The sequence below is a fragment of the Alteromonas sp. AMM-1 genome, assembly GCF_047290655.1.
Lineage (GTDB): Bacteria > Pseudomonadota > Gammaproteobacteria > Enterobacterales > Alteromonadaceae > Alteromonas > Alteromonas mangrovi.
The window spans coordinates 1-22871 of the sequence record NZ_JBLBUE010000047.1 but is presented as its reverse complement, the minus strand read 5'-3'; the positions used below and the strand labels follow the sequence as shown (position 1 = coordinate 22871).

At 49.9% G+C, this 22871-nt stretch carries 14 protein-coding genes; 13 read left to right on the top strand and 1 reads right to left on the bottom strand.

Annotated features, from left to right (window positions below):
* The coding region (locus ACLR2L_RS10000; protein WP_413367883.1) for a DUF3025 domain-containing protein at positions 1 to 233 on the top strand (233 nt) is incomplete at its 5' end.
* Between the two features lie 74 nt (positions 234 to 307).
* On the opposite strand, the gene ACLR2L_RS09995 is transcribed toward ACLR2L_RS10000, so the two are convergent.
* Positions 308 to 1012 (bottom strand): Yip1 family protein, encoded by a 705-nt coding sequence (locus tag ACLR2L_RS09995; RefSeq protein ID WP_413367881.1) that lies wholly within the window; start codon positions 1010 to 1012, stop codon positions 308 to 310.
* A 209-nt stretch (positions 1013 to 1221) separates the two neighbouring features.
* On the opposite strand from ACLR2L_RS09995, the gene ACLR2L_RS09990 reads away from it, so the two are divergent.
* The 12 genes from ACLR2L_RS09990 (at position 1222) to ACLR2L_RS09935 (ending at position 22762) form a co-directional block, all read left to right on the top strand.
* Positions 1222 to 2004 (top strand): ABC transporter ATP-binding protein, encoded by a 783-nt coding sequence (locus tag ACLR2L_RS09990; RefSeq protein WP_140955947.1) that lies wholly within the window; start codon positions 1222 to 1224, stop codon positions 2002 to 2004.
* Between the two features lies 1 nt (position 2005).
* A complete protein-coding gene (locus ACLR2L_RS09985; protein WP_413367878.1) occupies positions 2006 to 3199 on the top strand; it encodes an ABC transporter permease in 1194 nt (397 codons plus the stop codon).
* Positions 3200 to 3311: 112 nt separating this feature from the next.
* Positions 3312 to 4196: a hypothetical protein gene (locus tag ACLR2L_RS09980; protein ID WP_413367876.1), complete on the top strand. Its 885-nt coding sequence runs from the start codon at positions 3312 to 3314 to the stop codon at positions 4194 to 4196.
* A gap of 625 nt (positions 4197 to 4821) precedes the next feature.
* Positions 4822 to 7245, top strand: a complete 2424-nt coding sequence (locus ACLR2L_RS09975) for a glycosyl hydrolase family 95 catalytic domain-containing protein (RefSeq protein ID WP_413367871.1) — start codon at positions 4822 to 4824, stop codon at positions 7243 to 7245.
* A 93-nt stretch (positions 7246 to 7338) separates the two neighbouring features.
* A complete protein-coding gene (locus tag ACLR2L_RS09970; RefSeq protein WP_413367869.1) occupies positions 7339 to 10209 on the top strand; it encodes a TonB-dependent receptor in 2871 nt (956 codons plus the stop codon).
* Positions 10210 to 10261: 52 nt separating this feature from the next.
* On the top strand, positions 10262 to 11785 hold the full coding sequence (locus ACLR2L_RS09965; RefSeq protein ID WP_413367867.1) for a tryptophan halogenase family protein: 1524 nt from the start codon (positions 10262 to 10264) through the stop codon (positions 11783 to 11785).
* Positions 11782 to 13212, top strand: coding sequence for an FAD-dependent oxidoreductase (locus ACLR2L_RS09960; protein WP_413367865.1), 1431 nt, complete (start codon positions 11782 to 11784; stop codon positions 13210 to 13212). The genes ACLR2L_RS09965 and ACLR2L_RS09960 overlap by 4 nt, the downstream gene beginning before the upstream one ends.
* Positions 13213 to 13229: 17 nt before the next feature.
* Positions 13230 to 14954, top strand: coding sequence for a DUF5597 domain-containing protein (locus ACLR2L_RS09955; protein ID WP_413367863.1), 1725 nt, complete (start codon positions 13230 to 13232; stop codon positions 14952 to 14954).
* A 23-nt stretch (positions 14955 to 14977) separates the two neighbouring features.
* Complete coding sequence (locus tag ACLR2L_RS09950; protein ID WP_413367861.1) at positions 14978 to 17908, top strand: TIM-barrel domain-containing protein; 2931 nt, start codon at positions 14978 to 14980, stop codon at positions 17906 to 17908.
* 2 nt (positions 17909 to 17910) lie between these two features.
* Positions 17911 to 21138, top strand: coding sequence for a glycoside hydrolase family 3 N-terminal domain-containing protein (locus ACLR2L_RS09945; RefSeq protein WP_413367859.1), 3228 nt, complete (start codon positions 17911 to 17913; stop codon positions 21136 to 21138).
* Positions 21139 to 21366: 228 nt separating this feature from the next.
* Positions 21367 to 22017, top strand: a complete 651-nt coding sequence (locus tag ACLR2L_RS09940) for a MarR family transcriptional regulator (RefSeq protein WP_140955938.1) — start codon at positions 21367 to 21369, stop codon at positions 22015 to 22017.
* Positions 22010 to 22762 (top strand): DUF3307 domain-containing protein, encoded by a 753-nt coding sequence (locus ACLR2L_RS09935; protein WP_413367857.1) that lies wholly within the window; start codon positions 22010 to 22012, stop codon positions 22760 to 22762. The genes ACLR2L_RS09940 and ACLR2L_RS09935 overlap by 8 nt, the downstream gene beginning before the upstream one ends.
* Positions 22763 to 22871 lie beyond the last annotated feature (109 nt).

Genomic DNA, 22871 nt, shown 5'->3' with positions numbered 1-22871 from the left:
TTACGCAGGTTTCAGCGCAGCAACAGTATCAGATGGCAGATCACGCGCTTGAACAACGGCTGGTGCACTTTGACGGATTACATAGTAAACACATACTAAAACCACTGCCTGTGCTGGGGATCCCCGGTTGGTTTGAACTGCAAAATAACGCGTTTTATTCAAATACTGAGTATTTTAGACCGCTGTCGGCAAACGCAAAGCCTACAATGCAACTACCGATCATTCCGGTATAACCGCACAGGCGTAGACAAAACCACAATAAAAAACGGGCCATCGAGGCCCGCTTCTCATTGATATAAAACTCAGATTAGATCAGATTAACCACTAACCAAATTGCCCAGATAACCGCGAATGGAGCGCAGGCAATGATCGTGGCCTTTTTAGTGGAGAAACTGGTCCACTGCGCAATGCCTACCGCAATCAGGTAAATGGTCCACAGGCTTTCAAGGCGCAAAGACTGGGCGAAGCCGAACCACTCAGACGACATCTGCACATCAGCCCAGTAAGCCACCGACAACGGACTGATAATGGTGGGTAATACCTGATGGTTCTCAGACAGCGCAATGAGTGCAATAGCTAATAAGGCGTTGATAACAGCCGGCATGCTCGCCCACCAGGTAAAGCCATACCAGTCGGTAAACCCGTTGAGGTTTTGTTCGTCAGATTTGGTCATTAAATGTAAATACAGGGCAACCACGGCGTTAACCACAATTGGGCCAAGAATACCGCCAATCAGCATAAACATTTGTATAGCTGATTGTTGCATGCCCATGCGCATCTGGTCTTGCTCTGCTGGACTCATTTCACCGTACTGGGTATCAATCAGCATATTCTGATACCAGCTAAAATCCACAAAGTTAATAAACAAATAGCCTGGCAACACGCTTAGTACAATCACAATCAGAAACGGTACCCACGACCAGTTATTGTGTTCGTTTACCGCTTTAAACACCCCGTTAGGCTTAAAGAATATGTCGTTACAAGCCTGTATTGGGTTAGTAACCTCAGACATCCGTGACTCCTTATAATTTGTAACATTTAATCGAATTATTGTAATTTGATTATCAGTATACTGATATTGGGGAGCAGAGGGAGTGAAAAAGTGTAACGAATTTTCATTTTCAGGCTGTTTCCCCACGTGAAGGCATGTCTGAAAGACACGAAGCCGGTCAGTCTGGTATTGAACGTTGCTTAGAATAACGATAACAACAGGGAAAACTCATGATAGATATTTCTCAACTTGCCAAAAAGTTTGCGGTGGAAAACCCGAAAAAACTCAGTGAACAAGAGAAGAAAGATCCACGGTTAAAAGGGCGTTTTTTCCATTCAGTGGAAAACGTGTCGTTTCATTGCTCGTCGGGTGAAGTACTGGGATTACTTGGGCCGAACGGCGCTGGCAAAACTACCACACTGCGCATGTTGTCTACCGCGCTCACACCGGATGCGGGCGACATTATTATAGACGGTACCAACGTGGTGAAAACCCCGGTGCTGGCGCGCAAAATGATTGGTTTTCTGTCGGGTTCTACCGGCTTGTATGGCCGTTTAACCGGGCGTGAAAACATAGCCTATTTTGGCCAGTTGCATGGCATGTCGGCTGAGCAAATTGATCGCAAAATTACCGAACTTGCTGACTTACTGGACTTGCACAGCTTTTTAGACCGACGCTGCGAAAACTTCTCTACCGGTATGAAACAAAAAACAGCTATTGCCCGCGCAGTAGTGCACGATCCAAAAGTAGTGATACTGGATGAGCCTACTACCGGTCTGGATATTATGGCGGCACAAACAGTACTGAATTTTATTAAAGGCCTCAAAGACAAAGGGGTGCCGGTGATATTTTCTACCCATCACCTGGACGAAGTGTCTGAACTGTGCGACCGGGTTACGGTTATCCATCACGGTAAAACACACTTTTCTGACACCTTTGAAGCGTTTAAAGCTCAATCCGATGGCTCATTACACAAAGCGTTTATGCGCATAATAGAACAGGGAGCGAAATAACATGTGGATGGTAATGTTAAAAGAAATTAAAGAGTTACTGCGCGACCGCAAAACTCTGTTTTTTATGATTGCGCTGCCCATTCTGGTGTTTCCATTACTCATTGGAATCGCGATCTTTTTCATGAGTAAAGCCGTGGATAAAGCCGAAAATAAGGTGCTTAACTACGCCGTCATTGGTGCGCAATATGCCCCGGCGCTGGCTGAACAATTGTCTGCATCTGACATGTTCAATGAAGTCTTGATTAACGTTGATGATGATATTAAAGCGTATGTTAAAGCCGAGAAAGCCGACTTTGTGTTGGTGATCCCCGATAACTTTAGCGACGACGCGCTGGCCAGCGGTCAAATAAAGTTGCAACTTTATTTGAATGACGCCGGGCTGAATATGGTGCGTAAGCGCCTCGATAAAATTGTTGAAGGATTTGCCCAGGCCAGTAAAACCAAAGCTTTTGCGTCGCTGGGCTTAAACGAAGAGCAGCAAGTTGCCCTGATGGATCCCATTGTAATTGAAAAAGTGGACGTGGCGGACAAACGCGAAAACTGGGGGGAAAAAATCGGCGGTATGATCCCTTACTTCATTTTTATGCTGTGTTTACAAGGCGCCATGATCCCTGCCACCGATTTAGGTGCGGGAGAGAAAGAGCGCGGTACATTGGAAACCCTATTGATTTCGCCAATCGAACGGCATCATTTAGTGTTGGGTAAATTCTTAACCATTGCGTTTGCAGGTGTTACGTCTGCATTAATCACGGTAAGTAGCATGGCAGTGTGGGGCATGGTGTTGAGTCAGGGAATGGCTTTTAAAGTTGTAGCAGAATTTATGAGCGCGATTGGCGCTATCGACTTTATTCTGATGTTTTTTATGCTGGTGCCGGTTGTTGCCATCTTCTCTGCGGTATTGCTTAGCTTATCCATATATGCAAGAAGCTTTAAAGAAGCGCAGGGTTACATGACCCCTCTGGTGTTTGCAGTGATCATCCCGGTGATCTTTGCAACCTTGCCAGGTGTTGAGCTTAAAGGCGGTTGGGCCTGGGTGCCGCTTACAAACGTAGCGTTGGCCATTAAAGAGCTGATCAAAGGCACCATGGATTACTTCCAGTTAGTCGCGATTTTTTCCTCCACAGCACTAATAGCCGCAGGTTTATTGTTCTTCTGCGTGTATTGGTTCAACAAAGAAAAAGTCTTGTTCCGGTAAGATGTACATTAAATTATCTAAGCCCGATGCTATCGGGCTTTTTTATGCGCGTTGATTAGCTGCTACACTTCTTTACGAATGGGTATTATGTACTAACAACGAGGATGTGATTATGAAACAGGGATGGTATTTCGCGGCTTTTTTAATGGCGAGTCTCCTGCCTTTGGCACACGGTGAAGAGATCGTAGCCGGGCAACTCTATTCTGGTGGAACCGAACTTACGTCCTCCACACTGGGCATATCCGTTACCATACCGCAAGGCTGGCAGGGTGGTTTGCCGCAAGGATCAAGTGCAATTGTACTCGATGCCCTTAACGGTGAAGCGTCGATGTTACTGGTGTTCGAGCGTTTTAATCAGACCCAAATCGAAAGTATGATGGGGCAGGCGATACCCCTCGACGAAGGCACCTATTTACAACCTTCCGGTGCACCACAAGTGTCAGTAACGCAAACATCCCAGCGCATTGTGGTGAATGATTATCAGGTTATGGGATCTGCAATAGCGCTGACTGCTTACGTGTCTGCCACTGAATTACGTGAAGGGCTGAGCCTTGCTGCCATTGTATTCGCCTCCTCAATGACGTCTGAGCTAAAGCAATTAACAACTGCAATCACCGCAGGCATTGAAGTGTCTGCCCCCGTGGTACCTGAACAGGATCGCAATGCGGGGGGCTGGCAACAGTATATGCAAGGACGCTATATAGCCCGTTTTTACACTGGTTCGGGTTACCATGAAAAGCAGGAAATGTGGTTATGCAGTGACGGCAGTTTTGCAACCTCGTTTAATGCCGGCGGCTTCAGTATGGATGGCTTTAGCGGCGCGATGAGCGATGGCAATACAGGCACCTGGCAGGCGCAAGGAAACCTGGATCAGCCCGGTTTATTGATTCTCTCATATGTAAATGGCAAACAGGCCAGCTTTCAATTAGTACTGACGGACAATCTGTACCTCGACGGACAAAAATGGCTGCGCGGAGAAAATGAACGCTGTTATTAAGGGCTGTCGCCGATAGCATGTAGTTTTGCAGCGGATTGTGTATGGCATGAACAAGACTGAGTCCTCTGATTAAAGATCAGGAGTGTAGTTATTCTGTAATAGAGTAACCAGGCTCTGGCATTTGCAGTAAAACCTACACGGCTTATTTTGTTTCAAATAAGGAAATGGGTTTCAAAATGAAAACGTTTGCGCCGAGGTTTGTATAGGTGTGCAGGCGTTTATGTTAAAACTGCTATCCGTAATACGCACGCAATATTCCCGTTGCTGTTTGGCAAAATCTTGTATTTTTTGCTTGCAATACCAATCCGTTTGCAGGTTGATTTTCGCGCCTTATTCCCTCTTGAATCAATAAAAACTAAAGACTGAGCTAACCGTGTAAGTGCGATTTGTGTATCAAATTTAACAAGCGAGTTATTTTATTTTTTAATCTTTATGAATTTCATTGATAAACAAATTTTAGCTACGTAGTATTTCGAAAAATCACGCTTTTCACAAAAATTTTACATACCACATGGTTATTTTAGCTAAATTTGTAAACGTTTTCCTTTCTGGCTTGTCAGGCCGGTGCAAAGCCGCCCTGACTTCATTTTGTCTGTCAAAGAAAGCGCTTTCTTGTGGTGTGAGCGTGTTGATTTCATGCACCTTGTTAACTGCTTGTTCCAATCAGACCGACGTCACTCCCACCTCATCGAATCCGGTGTTAGCCGACAGTGCGCCAGGTTCACTGCAATGCAATGTTGATCATTCGCTTGTTTTCACTACGCCCGGCAACGAGTGGGAAGCGCATAGCTTGCCAATTGGCAACGGTTACATGGGCGCAACGGTGTTAGGTGGTATTGCTACAGACAAGCTCAATATTTCTGAAAAGACGCTGTGGACTGGTGGCCCCGGCAGTCGCGAAGGGTACGATTTCGGCTGGCCTGAAAACACCGCTACTTATCAGCAATCACTGCAAGACGTTACCCGCAATATTCTTAGCACACGGGCTATGTCGCCACAGGATGTAGCCGATCAAATTGGCCGCGATCCAAGAGGGTACGGCAGTTACCAGTCGATGTTAGACATTGATGTACTGTTTGAACACCAGGGTGATGTGAGTGATTACCGCCGTCAGCTGGACATGGCCACTGGCCTGGTTACCGTGTCATATCAACAGCAGAAAACCCGTTACGAACGCGAGTTTTTTGTTAATTACCCCAGTCAGGTTGTGGCTGCACAGTATACAGCGGCAGGTTCGCAACGCCTGTCGGCAACCGTTGTGCCAGTGCTTGCGGATAACCGCTCCGTCAATTACCGCTGGCAACATGACCATTTGGTAATAAGTGGTAACCTCCACGATAACCAGCTGGCTTATGAAATCCAGATAGCGGCAACGCAGCACGGCGGCGTGTTAACACCAACGGAAAATGGCTGGAAAGTAGACAACGCGCAATCGCTCACATTGATGGTGGTAAGCGCCACTAATTACGCAAATACTTATCCGCAGTACCGCGGGGAACATCCACACAAAACGCTAACTGCTCGTTTGGCTGCTGCCCAAAGCAAAGGATATAGCGCCCTGCGCGATGAACATATTGCCGACCATCAGGCATTGTATTCCCGGGTGAACTTGTGTTTAGAGCATACGCCAGTTAATACCAATACCGACGCACTGCTCAGTGCCGTCATCAACGACACGGCCACACCGGCAATGCGCCGCCAGCTTACTCAGCTTTATTATCAATTTGGCCGTTATTTGTTAATCGCCTCTTCGCGCAAGGGAGCGTTACCGGCGAACCTTCAGGGGGTATGGAACAACTATACTCAGGCACCATGGAGTGCGGATTATCACGTTAATATCAATTTGCAAATGAATTACTGGCTGGCCGACATGACCAATTTGTCGGAAGCCGGCATACCGCTGTTCGATTTTGTTGAAGGGCTGCGAGAACCTGCTGAACAAACGGCTGGTCGGTTATTCAATGCCCCAGGCTGGACACTGCTGCTCAACACCAATATCTGGGGCTTTACAGGGCTAATTTCCTGGCCAACCGCCTTCTGGCAACCTGAGGCCAATGCCTGGTTGGCAGCGCATTTTTATCAGCACTATCTGTATACAGTGGATGAGACTTTCCTGCAAGAGCGCGCGTGGCCGGTGATGTGGGGCGCTGCCCGGTTCTGGATGCATGCGTTAGTAACGGATCCCACAAGCGGTATGTTAGTCGTTGCGCCTTCCTATTCACCGGAGCATGGCGATTTTACGGTAGGGGCGGCGATGTCTCAGCAGATTATTGGTGCGTTACTGCGCGATACCTATAAAACCGCGGTAAAACTGGGTTATACCGAGCACGCTGCTGAACTAGCCGACACCCTGTCGGCCCTTGCCAGCGGCTTGAACATAGGCCAGTACGGGCAGCTTCAGGAATGGCAGGCTGATATTGACGACATGACCAGCCAGCATCGTCATATTTCGCATTTGTATGCCTTGCATCCCGATCAGGAAATCTCACCCGAGCGAACGCCTGAACTGGCAGAAGCCGCCAGACACACACTTAACGCGCGTGGCGATGGGGGAACAGGGTGGAGCAAAGCCTGGAAAATCAATTTTTGGGCACGCCTGTACGACGGCGACAGAGCAAACAAGTTGTTAATTGAGCAGCTACGCCACAGCACACTGCCTAATTTATGGGACAACCATCCGCCGTTTCAAATCGACGGTAACTTTGGTGCCACTGCGGGGATCACTGAAATGTTGCTGCAAAGCCAGCCCGGTGCGCTGCAGCTTTTACCTGCATTGCCTGGCGATTGGCCAAACGGTCAGGTTAGCGGCATTAAAGCCATGGGAGACATAACCGTTGCCATGGCCTGGCAAAGCGGCCAGTTGGCCGAGGCCACGATTTCTTCACCCCGGTCACAGCAGGTAACCATAACGTTGCCGTTGGATGCCGGACTGTTTGAGTTTGCGGACAAGGCTGGTAATCGCATTGCGGTTACACAGCAGGGTCGCCGTGTGACGCTGGCTATCAGTGCAGAACAGTCATACCGCATTCAACGCAAAGGCAAAGTATAGAGCGCATTGTCCCTGCAGGGGCATCTTGCTCGAGATGTCTGTCAGTGTTCTTACCAGCACGGCAGTAAAAACAAAAGCGAATGGGAGATACAAATGAAAGAAACGCACACCGACCAACACAAAGGTTGCATGTTCAGCCGAACACGCACTTCCTTGTGTGTCCTCAGTGCGCTGGGGCTACTTACCCATGCCTCAGCTACTCTGGCACAAGAAGCAGAGCCACAAACCACGGAAGACGAAGACGTCGTTGAGGTGATTGAAGTTAGCGGCATGCGCTCAAGTATTATTACCGCCACCGAAGCCAAAATGTCGTCAGACAAAATCATGGATGGTATCAGTGCCCTGGATATTGGTGCACTGCCGGATCGAAGTGTTACCGAAACACTGCAACGCATACCGGGTGTGGCCATCGATCGCTACATGACCCAAGGCGACCCGGAACACTTCTCGGTTGAAGGTAACGGCGTTATTGTACGTGGTTTAACCCAGGTGCGAAGCGAATTAAACGGGCGTAGTACCTTTAGTGCCAATGGTGGCCGTACTCTGAGTTTTGGTGATGTACCACCAGAGCTACTCAGTGCAGTAAACGTGTATAAGAGCCCGTCGGCCGACCAAATTGAAGGCGGTATCGGTGGTACCATCGACCTGGAAACCCGTCTGCCATTTCATGATAACGAGCAACATACAGCGGTTACGTTAACCGCTAACTACGGTGACTTAATAGAAGAGACCAAGCCAGCCTTTTCAGCGCTGTATTCCAATACCTGGGAGACCAGTGCAGGTAAGGTGGGCTTGTTGCTAGATGTTGCCCAGTCTGAATTGTCTACCCGCAACGATTCAATGTATGTTCGCCCGTTTTTCTACCGCGATAACATTGAAGGTCATGAAGGTGAAACGGTCTATGTACCGCGCGGTGCCGACTGGCGGACCATGTACTTTAACCGTAAACGCTCTGGTGGCTATGCAGCCTTGCAATGGGAGCCCAAAGAAGATCACGAAGTTACCTTTACGTATTTCGTGAGTGACTACGACATGACCTGGAACGAAGACGCTATCTTCGTAGGAAATGATCCGTTTGCTGTGCAAGCAACCACTGACTCCGTATTTGGCGATGACAATGTACTGGAATATGGCCGTCTTTATCAGGACGGTGGTATTCCAATGGGATCAGACGTTCGCGTGTCGGACCAAACCGCGAAAACCGAAGACTTCGCTCTGCGCTATCGTTGGTTTAATGATGCCTGGAAGGTGGAAAGCTCTGTGCAACGCGTAAACTCCACCTCCAAAGGTCTGGATTCTACCGTTGCTACTGAAATTCTGGTGCCTTATATCGACGTGGATTTCCGTGGCTCACTGCCTAAAGTGAATTCTGATAACGAGTATCTTGCTACCCCTGGTAACTATAACTGGAACTTCCAGATGGATAACCAGTATGACCGCGAAGCAACCATGACCGCGGTAGATCTGGATCTTACTTATTATACGGGAATGAAATTACTGTCGGCAGTTCGCTTTGGCGGACGTTACAGCGACTCTCGTGCAGACAATGCCGACACCGGTTACAACTGGAGCGCACTGGCAGTGAGCTGGTTGCAAGGCGGTATTGTGGAAGGGCAGGAGAATATCACGCCGGACGCGTCCGAGCTGAACCTGAATACCTTTGATAACTTCTTTGGTGGCCGCGTACCATCACCAGCCAACGTGTATGCGCCAATTGTGGCTTATGCCCGCGATTACCCACAAAGTTATGAAACCCTGCAGGACAAGTTTGTGTATGCAGACTGGGCTGGCTGGGCGTATTGGTCGCAGCGCAATTTAGGCGATGATCAGTGGCAAAATAACCAGTCGGAGAAAACCACGGCACTATACGCCATGGTGGATTACGATTATACGGACGGTAAATTCCCCATCAGTGGTAATGTTGGTGTGCGTTACGTACACACTAAAAACGTCGCGCATGGTCATTTGCAGTATCCGTTCGTTACCGAATTTGGTAACGGTGCCTATGAAGATCTGGATGCCGAGCATTCCTACGCCAAAGTACTACCCAGCTTTAACCTGAAAATGGAGCTGGATGAAGGCTTACTGCTTCGCTTTGCGGCGTCTAAATCCATGGCAAGGCCTGATTTCAATTCAATGGGTGCTAACTTAACCTTAAGTGCAACGGTCAAGGAATCCAGTCAGGGCAAGCAGGAAGCGGGTGAACCATTAGGGCCGGATGATTACGATTTAACCTTAAGCGCCGATTCAAACCCGTATCTGAATCCAATGATGTCAACGCAGTTCGATTTGTCGCTGGAGTGGTATTACGACGAATCAAACTCCATGTATGCAGCCTTGTTTACCAAAGACATTTCGGGCTATCAGGTGTACTCACAGAGTCAGATTGAATACGGTGGTTACACCTACAATGCTTCCTGGCCAGTAAGCACAGGCGAAGCCGATATTGCCGGTGCTGAGTTAACGATTAACCACTTCTTTAACAATCTGCCTGCTCCGTTCGATGGCTTGGGTATTCAGGCGAACTATACCTATATCGATTCCAGCACTAAGCTGGGTAATGATACTCGCCCCTACGATACCGATGGTTCTACCTACAGCACCATGCCCTATCAGGGCTTGTCGAAGCGGGCGTTTAACCTGGTGGGTATGTATGAAAAAGACAACTGGTCGATTCGTTTAGCCTATAACTGGCGCGACGAGTTCCTGATGTCTACCCGTGCCAACGGCTTCAAGGCCGATGACAACTCCTGGGCGCTGCCGTTGTTTAACGCACCTACCGGTTATCTGGATGGCTCAATTGCTTATAAGATTAATGATAATTACACAGTGGTACTGGAAGCCAATAACCTGGCCGATACCGTTACTAAAAATATCATGAAGCAAAATGGTCCGGGTAATCATTACGGTGCCTATCACGTAAACGACGTTCGCTATGCATTGTCGCTACGTGCTAACTTCTAAGCAGGACAGTGGGTGGCTCAACTGAGTCACCCAATGAGATAAGGAACGCGGTTTGGTTACTCACCCACAACACATTTGCATTGCCGGAGGCGGCACTGCTGGCTGGATGACAGCGGCGGCGCTGGCAAATCGCTTGCCTCGCTCACACTACCGCATCACGCTGGTGGAATCGGCGCAAATTGGCACTGTAGGCGTGGGCGAGTCAACCATTCCGCATATCCGACAGTTTAATGACGCCCTTGGTATAGCCGAGGACGAGTTTATCGCCGCTACGTCGGCAACCTGTAAGCTGGGTATTGAGTTTACCCATTGGGGAAAGCAGGGCGACAGTTATATTCACCCGTTTGGTGAACTTGGCAAGCCGTTATCGGGCATTGAGTTTCATCATTTGTGGCAGGCTGCCAGCTTACAAGGGCTGGATGTACCTATTGAATCCTTCAGTGTGGCGGCCGTCGCTGCCCGGCAGCGCAAGTTTTCGCCACCACATGCCTCCCCGGAGCAGTTGTTATCAACCTACACTTATGCCTACCATTTGGATGCCAGTGCCTATGCGCGATTTTTGCGAGAGTATGCCGAACAACGACAGGTTGAGCGCGTCGAAACACAAATTCGAGAAGTGAAGCGCGCGCACCAGGGGGGCCCTATCACAGCGCTATCACTAGATAACGGGCAGGAAATCATCGCGGATTGGTTTATCGATTGCACCGGTTTTCGCAGCCTGTTGATAGGTGACTACTCACAAGCTGAGTTTATCGACTGGTCTGAATGGTTGAAAACCAATCGGGCGGTGGTGTTACCGTGTGAAAAAGACGGGCCCAGCCGCCCGTATACCAAAGCCATGGCAAGAGACGCCGGGTGGCAATGGCAAATACCGCTACAGCATCGAATTGGCAATGGTTACGTGTTTTGCAGTGATTATATTAGCGATGAAGAAGCCGAACACACATTGCGCTCAACATTGCCCGGTGAAGCGCTGGCAGAGGCACGTTTTCTGGATTTTAAAGCGGGTTGCCGCAAACAGTTATGGGTAGAAAACTGTGTGGCAATAGGGTTATCTGCAGGCTTTTTGGAGCCGCTGGAGTCTACCAGTATTTTCCTCATTCAAATGGGGATCGCCAAGTTTCTTGAACATTTACCCGGCGCGCATACCCATGCGGGCCGCAATCAGTACAACCGGGAATTAACCGAGCAGTATCAGGTTATCCGCGATTTTATTATTTTGCATTATTACCTGACACAGCGACATGACACGCCATTTTGGCGCGACTGTCAGGTCATCAATATACCCGATAGCCTGACTGAGCTGATCGCAGCTTTCCGCGAATGTGGTCTGGTAGATAAACAACAATACGGACTCTGGCCTGCGGTGTGTATCGGCCAGCACTTGCATCCCAAACATGTCGATAGCCGGGTTGCAGCCATACCACCTCAACAGTTAATCGGCATGCTGAATCAGTTAACATCAGACATTGCCGTTCAGGTTGCCACGCTGCCCAATATGGATGACTACTTGTCGTCACTGGTTGCTCGGACACCGCTTCAGAAAAGCGGTATGCAGGCGGGAGAACGGGTATGAGCAGATTAACGCAGGCCGATTTGTTTGATACGCCGACAAATACCCATACCCGCGCACTGAAATCGATTTGGGTAGTGGGTGACGATGTACACGGCCTTAGCACCGCAGTGGCATTCGCAACAGCGCTCAAACCGTTTGGGATAAAAGTGGGCGTTGTCTCATTAACAACAGCAACGGCTAAACAGGCGTCTCTGCATACTTGCAACAGCCACTTGTTCGAGTTTCATCGCCGCTATCAAATACCCGAGCGGGCATTTATGCAAAGTCAGGGCGTGGCGTTTTTTAATGCCATGTCGCTTGCAACTGCCAGTTGCCCAAACGAGCCGGTCTGGCTGGCAAACGATACAAGGCTGCCGTTATTCAATGGCATTGAACTGCATCAAATAAAGCGTTGGCTGGGTGAATCCGCATCAGTTGAAACCTCGTTTGCTACTGCCACGGCCAAAGCTGGAAAAGTTGTGTTTCCTTCCGGTCAGCAGGGCGCACTGGGCAACAGTTTTGAGCTGGGCGCTGTTGTCGATACAGAGGCCTATTGTGCGTTTTTAACCCAACAAGCGCTAGAGCGTGGCGTCACGTTTGTGTCGTCTAACGATATTGCGTTTGAACGTTGTCCACATAGCGGCGATATCACCACCTTATTATTAAGTAATAACCAGCGAATTCAGTGCGATTGGGTATTGGATGCTACCGGGTCGCAAGCACGCGTGATTGGGCAGGAACTGAAGCAACCATACGAAAGCTGGCATGCACACTTACCTGTGTGCCACGTAGATGAAACAACAGAGCAGAGTGCGTCGAACACACCGGGTATTGCCGTTAGTGTAAACGATGCAGGCTACTATCAAACCCAACACATAGGCGGTGTAAAACGCACGGTTACCTTTGCTGCATCTCATAGTGTTGCCGGTGAAAGTGAGTCGGGTGTTCGTGAGCCGGTGTCGCACAACTGTCTGGCCGTTGGCCCGGCGGCTTATCATATTAATGTGCCGGGTATGTCCACACTGCACATTACACATCGAATCATTGAACGATTTTTAAACGTGGTGCCCTGTCTGCCTGCCCCTGCTACCTGGGGGCGGGCATTCAACCGAAGCACTAAGCAAGACTGCAAGCACGTTCGGGACTTTAGTTGTTTGTTGCTAAGCGCAATGGCAACCCGGCAGCAGGAAACAGGCAAACCCTGGCAGGTGTTACCACAGTTGCCTGAACCACTGACTCAGGCCCTCGCACTGTTTAACGAATCGGCCCGCTGCACCGTGCCTCCTGACGCCATGATCCATCGCCAGCGGTGGTTAGAAGCACTGGCATTAGCCAGTAGCAATGAGCTGGCCTTCGAGCCGCTGTTGAATGCGGTATCTCAAGCGTCAGGCAAACAGTTTTTGCAGCGTATAGCGACACAAATTCAATCACTGGTGAGCCAGTGCTAACGTTTTCAGGAGTAGACGTGAACACATTTAAACAAAACCTCTTCGGCGCAGGACTCATAGTGAGCGCCATATTGACAGGTTGCAGCAGTACCGGACAGGGGCCACAAAGCAGTGGACTACAGGCTTCAGCCACACCACTGCCGGTCATTGTTACTAAGCAGGGTAAGCACCAGTTTCAGGTAGATGGAAAGCCGTTTTTAATGCTGGGTGCGCAAACCAATAACTCGGCAAATTATCCTGCTGCACTGCCCGATGTGTGGCCGGTAGTGGATAAAATGCATGCTAATACGCTGGGGATCCCGGTGGCCTGGGAACAAATTGAACCCGAAGAAGGGCGCTTTGATTTTAGCTATCTGGACACGCTAATTGCCGAAGCGAAAGCTCATGATGTGAAGTTAGTATTGCTTTGGTTTGCGACCTGGAAAAACAATGCACCTCATTACGCCCCTGCCTGGGTAAAGCTGGATAACCAGCGCTTTCCCCGGGTAATAACCAAAGACGGCAAGCTGCTTAATTCCTTGTCGCCGCATGGCAAAGCCACACTGGAGGCCGACAAGAAAGCGTTTGTGCAGTTAATGACCTACTTGCGCGATAGCGATCCTTCGCATCAGGTGATCATGGTGCAAGTACAGAACGAAGTAGGCACCTACGGCAGTAAACGCGACTTCTCTGAATTGGCAAATGAGGCTTTTGAACAACCTGTGCCCGTTGAGCTCACTCAGGCTTTGGGTGTGAACAACGGTTCGTGGCAGACGGTATTCGGTAGCGATGCCGATGAGTATTTCCACGCCTGGCACATTGGCCGGTATGTGAATGAAATTGCAGCAGCAGGCCAGGCAATCAAAGACCTGCCCATGAATGTGAATGTGGCGCTGCGCAACCCGTTTAATCCTGGCGACGGTTATTCGATGGGGGGGCCAACCGACAACGTGATTGATTTGTGGAAGGTAGCAGCACCGCATATCGATATGATTTCCCCGGATATCTATTTTCGCGATCATAAAACCGCCACTAAAGTGCTTGAGCTGTATGCTCGTGATGACAACCCGTTGTTTGTAGCGGAAATAGGCAACGACCAGCCCTATGCCCGTTACTTCTTTTCCATGTTGGGAGAGCAGGGCATTGGTTTTGCGCCCTTTGGTATGGATCACACCGATTACGCCAATTTCCCGCTGGGCGCAAAGGCAGTAACCGACGAAGTGATAGCGCCATTTGCCGATAATTATGCGTTGTTCGGCCCCATGGCAGAAGCCTGGGCGGCGTTGTCGTTTACCCATCCGGTGTGGGGATTTGCTGAACCCGATGCGAAAACGGTAAGTGGCGATGTGTGGAACGCCAAAGGTACTACGCAATCTGAATCCGATGCCACAGCGCCTGTGCCGGGTGAACACTTCACACAACGCGCTGATTTGGGCTTATGGAATGCCGAAGTCACCTATGGACGGGAAATGTTTTGGATCAATCCACCTACCGGTAACACGCCTGCGTCAGGCGGTGCTGCCATTGTTCGCTTAAGCGACAACGAGTTTTTAATTACCGCCTTTCGGGCGCGTGTCACCCTGACTCCTTCTGATGAACTGGCTGGCCAGCACAGCATGATCGAACGAGTGGAAGAGGGCCATTTTGATGGCCAGCAGTGGGTGTTTGAGCGTGTCTGGAATGGTGATCAGACTGATTGGGGTCTGAATTTCACATCGCGTCCTCACGTACTTAAAGTCCGTATGGCCACTTATTCGCGCTAAGTTTTTCCAGGGAGTATTTGAACATGAATAATAAAACCAGGCTATTAGGTAGTGTTGCTATTGCCGTTTCCGCAGCATTGTTGCTGCCCGCCTGTCAACCAGCCAGTGACTCTGCCAGTGCAGTAAGCAGTCAGCAGCAAGCCGGTAATTTCGAGCGAACTGAACACGGTGTGGTGGTGTATCCGTCACAAGGCCAGGCGCAGGCCGTGCAGGTACAGGTGTATCGCGATAATATTTTCCGGGTCACCAGTTTGGCACACAAGCAACTTGACGCAGTTGCCCAGAGTATTCAGGTGGTGGCCTCACCCAATTCTGCGTTTAACGTGTCCAGCGAGAATGGCGTAGTTACGCTGTCTGCGTCTGGCGGCAAAGCGCAAATCAGTCTGGTCACCGGCGCAGTAGAAGTGTTTGATGCCAACGGCAAGTCGTTGCTCAAGCCGGTAAACAGTGGGGAGTTTGGCCCGGTAACAACCGATCCTATTACACCAGAGGCGAACAGTTATGCCTTGCGTCAGCAGTGGAACCGCGGTTCAAAAGAAGGCTTTTTCGGATTGGGGCAGCATCAGAATGGCCAAATGAACTACGCCGGTGAAAACCTGTTTATGACCACCCACAACCTGGAAATCACCATTCCTATGGTGGTATCTAATCGCAACTATGGCGTGTTGTGGGATAACGCCTCCATGACGCATTTTGGCGATCCTGCCGGACCACAGCCGCTGGACAAGCATTTGGCCTTATTTGACGAAGACGGCAATCCCGGTGGACTGACTGCCTATTACTACGATGGCGACAAGCTGCTTCACAAGCAAAAAGAAGCCAAACCCGACTACCAGTTTTTAGCCAATAATAACACGCGTGAAACACCTTTCCCGGAAGAATTGGGTGACGTGACACAGCCACGCGTAGTATGGAAAGGCAGTATGCAGGCCGATGCCGATGGCGAGCACCTGTTTAAAATGTATTCCAGCGGCTATGCCACACTGCGTATTAATGGCGAAGAGTTACTGCACCGCTGGCGCATGAACTGGAACCCCTGGTACCACGATGTAAAAGTACCGCTGAAAGCCGGTGAATCCGTACCGGTTGAAATGGAGTGGGATTCACAGGGCGGTTATTTCTATGTTGAGCACATGCCGCCGCAGTCTGAGCAAGACCGCTATTCGCTGTCGTTTGCCTCTGAGTCGGGTAAATCGATTGATTATTACGTGGTGGTTGCAGACAACTACGATGGCGTAGTGGCCGGTTATCGGGAGCTTACCGGTGAGGCTGTGTTACTGCCGAAGTGGGCCTATGGTTTCTGGCAAAGTCGCGAGCGCTATACCAATCAGCAGGAGCTGGTGGAGGTGGTTAAAGAGTACCGTAAGCGCGGCATTCCTCTTGATAACATTGTGCTGGATTGGTCGTACTGGCCGCAGGATGCCTGGGGCAGCCATGATTTCGACAAAAAGCACTTCCCAAAACCTAAAGAAATGGTCGACGAAGTACATGCGTTGAACGCCAACATCATGATTTCGGTGTGGCCAAAGTTTTACTCAACCACCGATCATTACAAAGAGCTGGATGCCAAAGGCTACATGCTCAATAAGAACGTTAATATTGAGAAAAACCTCGACTGGATTGGCGAAGGTTACCTGAACGGATTCTATGATCCGTATCCGGAAGAAGCCCAGGAGATTTTCTGGCGTCAGATCCGGGATAAACTGAATGTGGTGGGTATCGATGCCTGGTGGCTGGATGCCTCAGAGCCAGACATTCACTCAAACCTGTCGTTTACCAAACGCAAGGAAATCATGACGCCAATGTCGGTAGGGCATGGTGCTGAATACTTTAACTCCTATGCCGTGCCTAACGCTGAAGGCGTGTACAAGGGTGAGCGTCGCGACGATGGCGACAAGCGTTCGTTTATTCTTACCCGCAGTGGGTTTGGCGGTATTCAGCGAGCAGGTGCTGCGATTTGGAGCGGTGACACCGTACCGCGCTGGTCTAACTTACGCGAGCAAATCGCTGCCGGATTGGGCGCGAGTCTGGCGGGTATGCCAAACTGGACCATGGATATTGGCGGTTTTACCCCTGAAAACCATTATCGCTATACCAGTAATGGTACCGTAGGACACTTCTCGGGATTAGCGCCTGAAGACGTGAAACCGTGGCAGGAACTCAACTTACGCTGGTTCCAGTTTGGTGCGTTTGTGCCGCTGTTCCGCTCGCATGGGCAAAACCCCTATCGCGAAATCTACAATATTGCGGATGAAGGCTCAGAGGTGTACAACTCCATGGTGTACTACACCCGTCTGCGCTATCGTCTGATGCCGTATATTTACAGTGAAGCCGGTAAGCAATATCACAACCACAACACGCTGATGCGCGGTTTGGTTATGGATTTCCCGAATGACACCACCGCCATTAACCTGAACGACCAGTACATGTTTGGTCCGGGGTTCCTGGTGAGTCCGGTGCATCAAGAAGGCGCGACTACCCGCGAGGTGTATTTGCCTGAGGGAACGGACTGGTTCGATTTTTATACGGGTAAAACCTATCAGGGTGGCCAGACTATTACCGCCGATGCGCCGTTGTCGCGGATGCCGCTATTTGTAAAAGCGGGCACCATCCTACTCACCGGGCCGGCCATTCAAACGGTATATGAACAACCGGATGCGCCGTTATTACTGACCATTTACGCCGGTGCCGATGGCGACTACACCTTGTATGAGGATGACGGTAAAACCTACGGCTACGAGCAGGGCGCATTCAGCACCATTCGATTCTCGTGGGATGACGCAAACAGCACATTGACGATTGGCGAGCGGCAGGGCGAGTTTGACGGCATGGTAGAGAAACGCGATATCCAGGTGAGAGTGATCCGCGGCGAACAAACAGCGGCTGACGACTTCTCAGTAGTGCCGGCTACTACTGTAAGTTATCAGGGAACTGCGCAGAGTGTGAGTTTGTAACTATGCGTAAAATACTGTTTATGAATACTCCTTCTATTTCGGGCAAGCTGTCGCTGATTGCGGCAGCCTTTGCGAGTGTAGCGCTGGTAGCTTGTACCAGTGCTACGGCACCGGATTCAACATCGAAAGCGGATTCCTTTGAAACAACTCACTGGCCGACACTGCAAAGCCCGATCAGCTATGCTGACGAAGACAACGCTTTCGTTGCTGATTTAGTGTCCCGAATGAGCACTGAACAGAAAGTGGGTCAGTTAATGCAGGCCGAAATTCAAACCATTACGCCTGCCGAAGCCCGGCAATACCATATTGGTTCTATTTTAAATGGTGGTGGCTCTGTTCCCAACCGACAGGCCGCTGCCACCGCCCGTGACTGGGCAGTCTTTGCCCAGTCTTTTTATGATGCCACGGCTACCAGTGAAAACGGCGAAGTGGCTATCCCTGTATTGTGGGGTACAGATGCGGTGCATGGCCACGGCAATCTGATCGGCGCGACTATTTTTCCACATAACATTGGCTTGGGTGCTGCCAACAACGTTGAGTTAATGACGCGGATTGGCGAAGTGACTGCGCGGGAAGTGCGCGCGTCGGGGATCGAGTGGATCTTTGCGCCTACGGTTGCCGTTGCGCGGAACGACCGGTGGGGCAGAACCTATGAGTCTTATTCTGAGCACCCGGACCGCGTTGCGTCACTTGGCGCGGCACTGGTTACCGGTATGCAAGGCAAACCCGGTACGTCATCCTTTCTGGATGAGTCGCACACGCTAGCGTCGGTTAAGCATTACCTTGGCGATGGTGGCACCACAGGAGGCGATGATCAGGGCGATACCGCAGTGTCAGAAGCCGACCTGATCCGCTTACACGCACCGGGGTACTTTTCGACGCTGGATGCCGGTGCACTCACCGTAATGGCGAGCTTCTCGTCATGGAATGGTGACAAAATGCACGGCAATCGCTATTTGCTGAATGACATTCTGCGCGATAAGCTCGATTTCAACGGCTTTGTGGTTGGAGACTGGAATGGCCACGGGCAATTGCCGGGTTGTACTAACGACAGCTGCTTCCAAACGGTAAATGCCGGACTGGATTTGGTAATGGTGCCCTACGATTGGAAAGCCATGTACGCCAATACGCTGGCGCAGGTGCAGGCGGGTGACATTACCGAAAGCCGTTTGAACGAAGCGGTTACCCGTATTTTACTGGTCAAAAAAAAACTGGGTCTGTTTAATGGCAAAGGCCCGCTTGAACGTGAATTAGGTGGGAATAATACCGTTGTTGGTAGCGAAGTACACCGCGACGTGGCTCGTCAGGCGGTTCGCGAGTCGTTGGTGCTATTGAAGAACAACAATCGCACGCTGCCGATTGCCGCCAAAGCCAACGTATTGGTAGCGGGCGACGGCGCGAATGATTTGGCCAAGCAAAGTGGTGGCTGGACGGTTACCTGGCAGGGTACCGGCACGCAGCAGGCTGACTACGTGGGCGCGACCAGTATTCTGCAAGGGTTTGAGCAAACCATGTTGGCCGCTGGTGGTAACGTTACTTACTCTGCGCAAGGCGAGTATGCAACCAAACCCGATGTGGCTGTGGTGGTGTTTGGCGAGGACCCTTACGCTGAAGGGCAGGGCGACATTAATACGCTGGAATTCTCCCCCGGCAAGCATGAAACGCTGACACTGCTGAAGCAATTACAGGCTGATGGCATTCCGGTTGTATCGGTGTTTTTGTCTGGCCGGCCGCTGTGGGTAACGCCTTACATTAACGCATCTGATGCTTTTGTTGCTGCCTGGTTACCGGGCAGTGAAGCACAAGGGATCGCTGATGTATTGGTAGGTGATAGCGAAGGCAAACCCGTGTATGACTTTAGCGGCACACTGGCCTTCTCCTGGCCGAAAACCCCGCTGCAGGATACGCTGAATGTGGGTGATGAGAACTACGACCCGCTGTTTGCCTACGGCTATGGCCTGACCTATGCGAAAGGCAAGGCCGTTGCGCCATTAAACGAGGATGTGCCCGGTGTCGCTGGCGAGGGGGTGCAGGATATCGCATTGTATGCGGGTCGTCCGCTTCAGCCATTCAATGTGTTTTTAAATAACAGTCAGCGGGATCAGATATTTAGCGGCGCGTTTGCACAGTTACCGGATGGCACCGTCACCGTGGAAACCACCGACAAGGACATTCAGGAAGATGCCTTGCTGGTGACCTTTAAACAAGACTGGATGTCGGGACTGTTTATTGCGGGAGGCAATATCGACCTGTCGCCGTTCTACCCGAATGGCGCCCTGGAATTCGATATTCGTATTGATGACATGGAAAAGGGTCGCCTGGATGTGATCCTGGACTGCAATATTAACTGTCGCAATATGATTGCCATGCGTGATTGGGCGGTGGAAAAGCAAGGCAAAGGCTGGCAACAAGTGAGTATTCCTATGCATTGTATGCTGGAAAATGCGGAACATGGCAAGCAAGTTCAGCGAGCTTTCACCTTGCGCACCGGTGGTGACGGGCAGTTTGCGCTGGCCAACGTACATTTCCGCCGTGAAGCCAGCGTACCGGCAGAGCAGCAAATTCAGTGTCCGGCCAATGTTGCAACTCAACCTGATACGCTCAACGAATACTGGGCTGTGGACTGGTGGATGCCGCGCCACAACGAGAAGGTTGCCCAGGCACAGCAAGGTAAGGCCAAGCTGGTAATGATTGGCGATTCCATTACGCATGGCTGGGAAGGTGACGGAAAAGCGGTGTGGGAGCGCTATTTTGGTGATATTGACACGCTTAACCTTGGCTTTGGTGGCGATCGTACCGAAAACGTATTGTGGCGATTACGCCATGGCGAACTGGGCAACGTAAAACCCGATCTGGTGATGCTGATGATTGGGACTAACAACACCGGTCATCGGTTTGACGACCCAACTCGCATTCGGGATGGCGTGGCTACGATTCTGGATGAACTGGCGCTTCAGGTGCCAGACGCACAGGTGGTCATTCAGGCAATATTCCCTCGCAGTGCGCAGCCAGATGACGAGCTGCGTGTGAACAACAATCAAGCCAACGTCTTGCTCAAAGCATTAGCCAAAGAGCGGCAAGTGAAGTTTGTTGATTTTGGTCAGGCGTTCTTAACCAAGGATGGCGTGCTCACTAAAGAGGTGATGCCTGATCTGCTGCATCCCAAGGAATATGGTTACGATATATGGGCGAAGCAAATTGAACCCATTATTCAGCAATACGTTAAGTAATGCTGCTGGGCCACCATGCAGTTAGCAGCATGGTGGCTTGCGTTTTGTCTTACCAGCTTCATATCTGTAGTTAGCTGTGGCCCCGAGTTGCATCATCTCAGCTGTTTTCTTGTTTGGCCTTATATGGCTAATTTTTTATTTTTAGCTTATATTGGCTAAATTTGCATTATTAGCCATTTTGGGCTAATCTTGGTGGATGCTGAAAATGTGCAGCCCCTAGGACTCATCATGACCGATACCGGTAAAACCCTTGCGGTAATAACAGGCGATATTGTTAATTCAACTAAGCTGACAGCCCGGCAGTTTGAGAGTTTGCTTAGTAAAATTAAGCAAATACAAGCATGGATTTCTCAATGCCATCCGGCGAATGCCCATAGTATAAGGCGGGGCGATGAATTTCAGAGCGTAATTTACGATCCGGCAAATACGCTGCGATATGTATTGTTATACCGGGTAGGCATAAAGTCGCTTGGTAAAATGTATGACAGTAGGATGAGCTTTGCCATCGCGCGCAATGAAGGTATACGTGAACTGGTAGATGAATCTATGGGGGAAGCCTTTATTCGCTCAGGCAGGGGATTAAAGTCACTCAAGACAGAATACCTGTGTTTTGATTCAGATTGCACCGAATGGGTAACTGATTTTGAGCTATTGCTAAAGTATCTGGACCGGCAGCTTATGCAGTTAACGCCCCGGCAGTGCGAAGTGTTATTGCCCATGCTGCAACATGAAGACAGTTTATCGGTGAGTGAATTAGCTGATACACTGAATATTGCCGTAGCTACCGCCAGTAAATCGCTTAAAGCGTCAGGATGGCCGTTGATGCAGGCACTCAACCAACAATTTAGCACACGGATTGCGGAGACATTGGATGTTTGATTTTTATAGCTTGATAGCCGCATTTTTATTGATACACCTGCTTTGCGATTTTTACCTTCAGCCAGATACGTGGATTGCGTCGAAGAAAGCTCATGGTATACGTTCATGGGCACTTTACACCCATGCATTATTACACGGATTCGGATTATTAATCCCCGCCGCCATTATCGGTCTATCGTGGCATTCCATGGTGAGTATGGTGGTTATTGTTGCCGTGAGTCACTTTTTAATCGACTGGTGGAAAGTCAGTGTCAAAGAGGGCGAACAATTTAAGTATTTCGCTATCGATCAACTGCTACATGTTGCAGTGCTGGCTGCCATTGCCTTTCATATGACAGAGTCGGCCACGCTGGAAAACGTGGTTAAGCACGCACTGTTTCCCGACACCATAATGGTGTTAGCCGGATACCTTTTTATCTTCAAGCCTAGTTCGATTGTTATTGGAAGCATACTGAAAAAATACACGGTAGTGACTGGCGATGCCAAAACACAAAGTGCCTTGAAAGGACTTATTGATGGCGGAGAGCTGATAGGGTACCTGGAGCGCACACTTATTCTTACTTTTGTGCTGGCAGACAGTTACGCCGCAGTGGGATTTGTGTTGGCCGCTAAATCCATTTTCAGATTTGGCGAGCTTAACAAAGATGAAGGGCGAAGCATGACAGAATACGTATTAATAGGCTCATTACTGTCGGTTGTGATCACTACGCTTACCGGGGCGCTAATCAAAATGGGTTTGTCGTAAAAAACCGGGTGTCGATGTTCAGTTAGCCGAATGAGGAGCCGAAATAACAATCTGCTGAATGTAGCTATTCTAAGTTTATTTATATCGTTAAATTTAGAGATGTTTTTTT

What these genes read in the sequence shown, in the direction of transcription:
- ACLR2L_RS09945 (WP_413367859.1), top strand. Translation starts at nt 17,911, where the DNA reads ATGCGTAAAATACTGTTTATGAATACTCCTTCTATTTCGGGCAAGCTG.
- ACLR2L_RS09940 (WP_140955938.1), top strand. Translation starts at nt 21,367, where the DNA reads ATGACCGATACCGGTAAAACCCTTGCGGTAATAACAGGCGATATTGTT.
- ACLR2L_RS09995 (WP_413367881.1), bottom strand. Translation starts at nt 1,012, where the DNA reads ATGTCTGAGGTTACTAACCCAATACAGGCTTGTAACGACATATTCTTT.
- ACLR2L_RS09980 (WP_413367876.1), top strand. Translation starts at nt 3,312, where the DNA reads ATGAAACAGGGATGGTATTTCGCGGCTTTTTTAATGGCGAGTCTCCTG.
- ACLR2L_RS09950 (WP_413367861.1), top strand. Translation starts at nt 14,978, where the DNA reads ATGAATAATAAAACCAGGCTATTAGGTAGTGTTGCTATTGCCGTTTCC.
- ACLR2L_RS09935 (WP_413367857.1), top strand. Translation starts at nt 22,010, where the DNA reads ATGTTTGATTTTTATAGCTTGATAGCCGCATTTTTATTGATACACCTG.
- ACLR2L_RS09960 (WP_413367865.1), top strand. Translation starts at nt 11,782, where the DNA reads ATGAGCAGATTAACGCAGGCCGATTTGTTTGATACGCCGACAAATACC.
- ACLR2L_RS09970 (WP_413367869.1), top strand. Translation starts at nt 7,339, where the DNA reads ATGAAAGAAACGCACACCGACCAACACAAAGGTTGCATGTTCAGCCGA.
- ACLR2L_RS09990 (WP_140955947.1), top strand. Translation starts at nt 1,222, where the DNA reads ATGATAGATATTTCTCAACTTGCCAAAAAGTTTGCGGTGGAAAACCCG.
- ACLR2L_RS09985 (WP_413367878.1), top strand. Translation starts at nt 2,006, where the DNA reads ATGTGGATGGTAATGTTAAAAGAAATTAAAGAGTTACTGCGCGACCGC.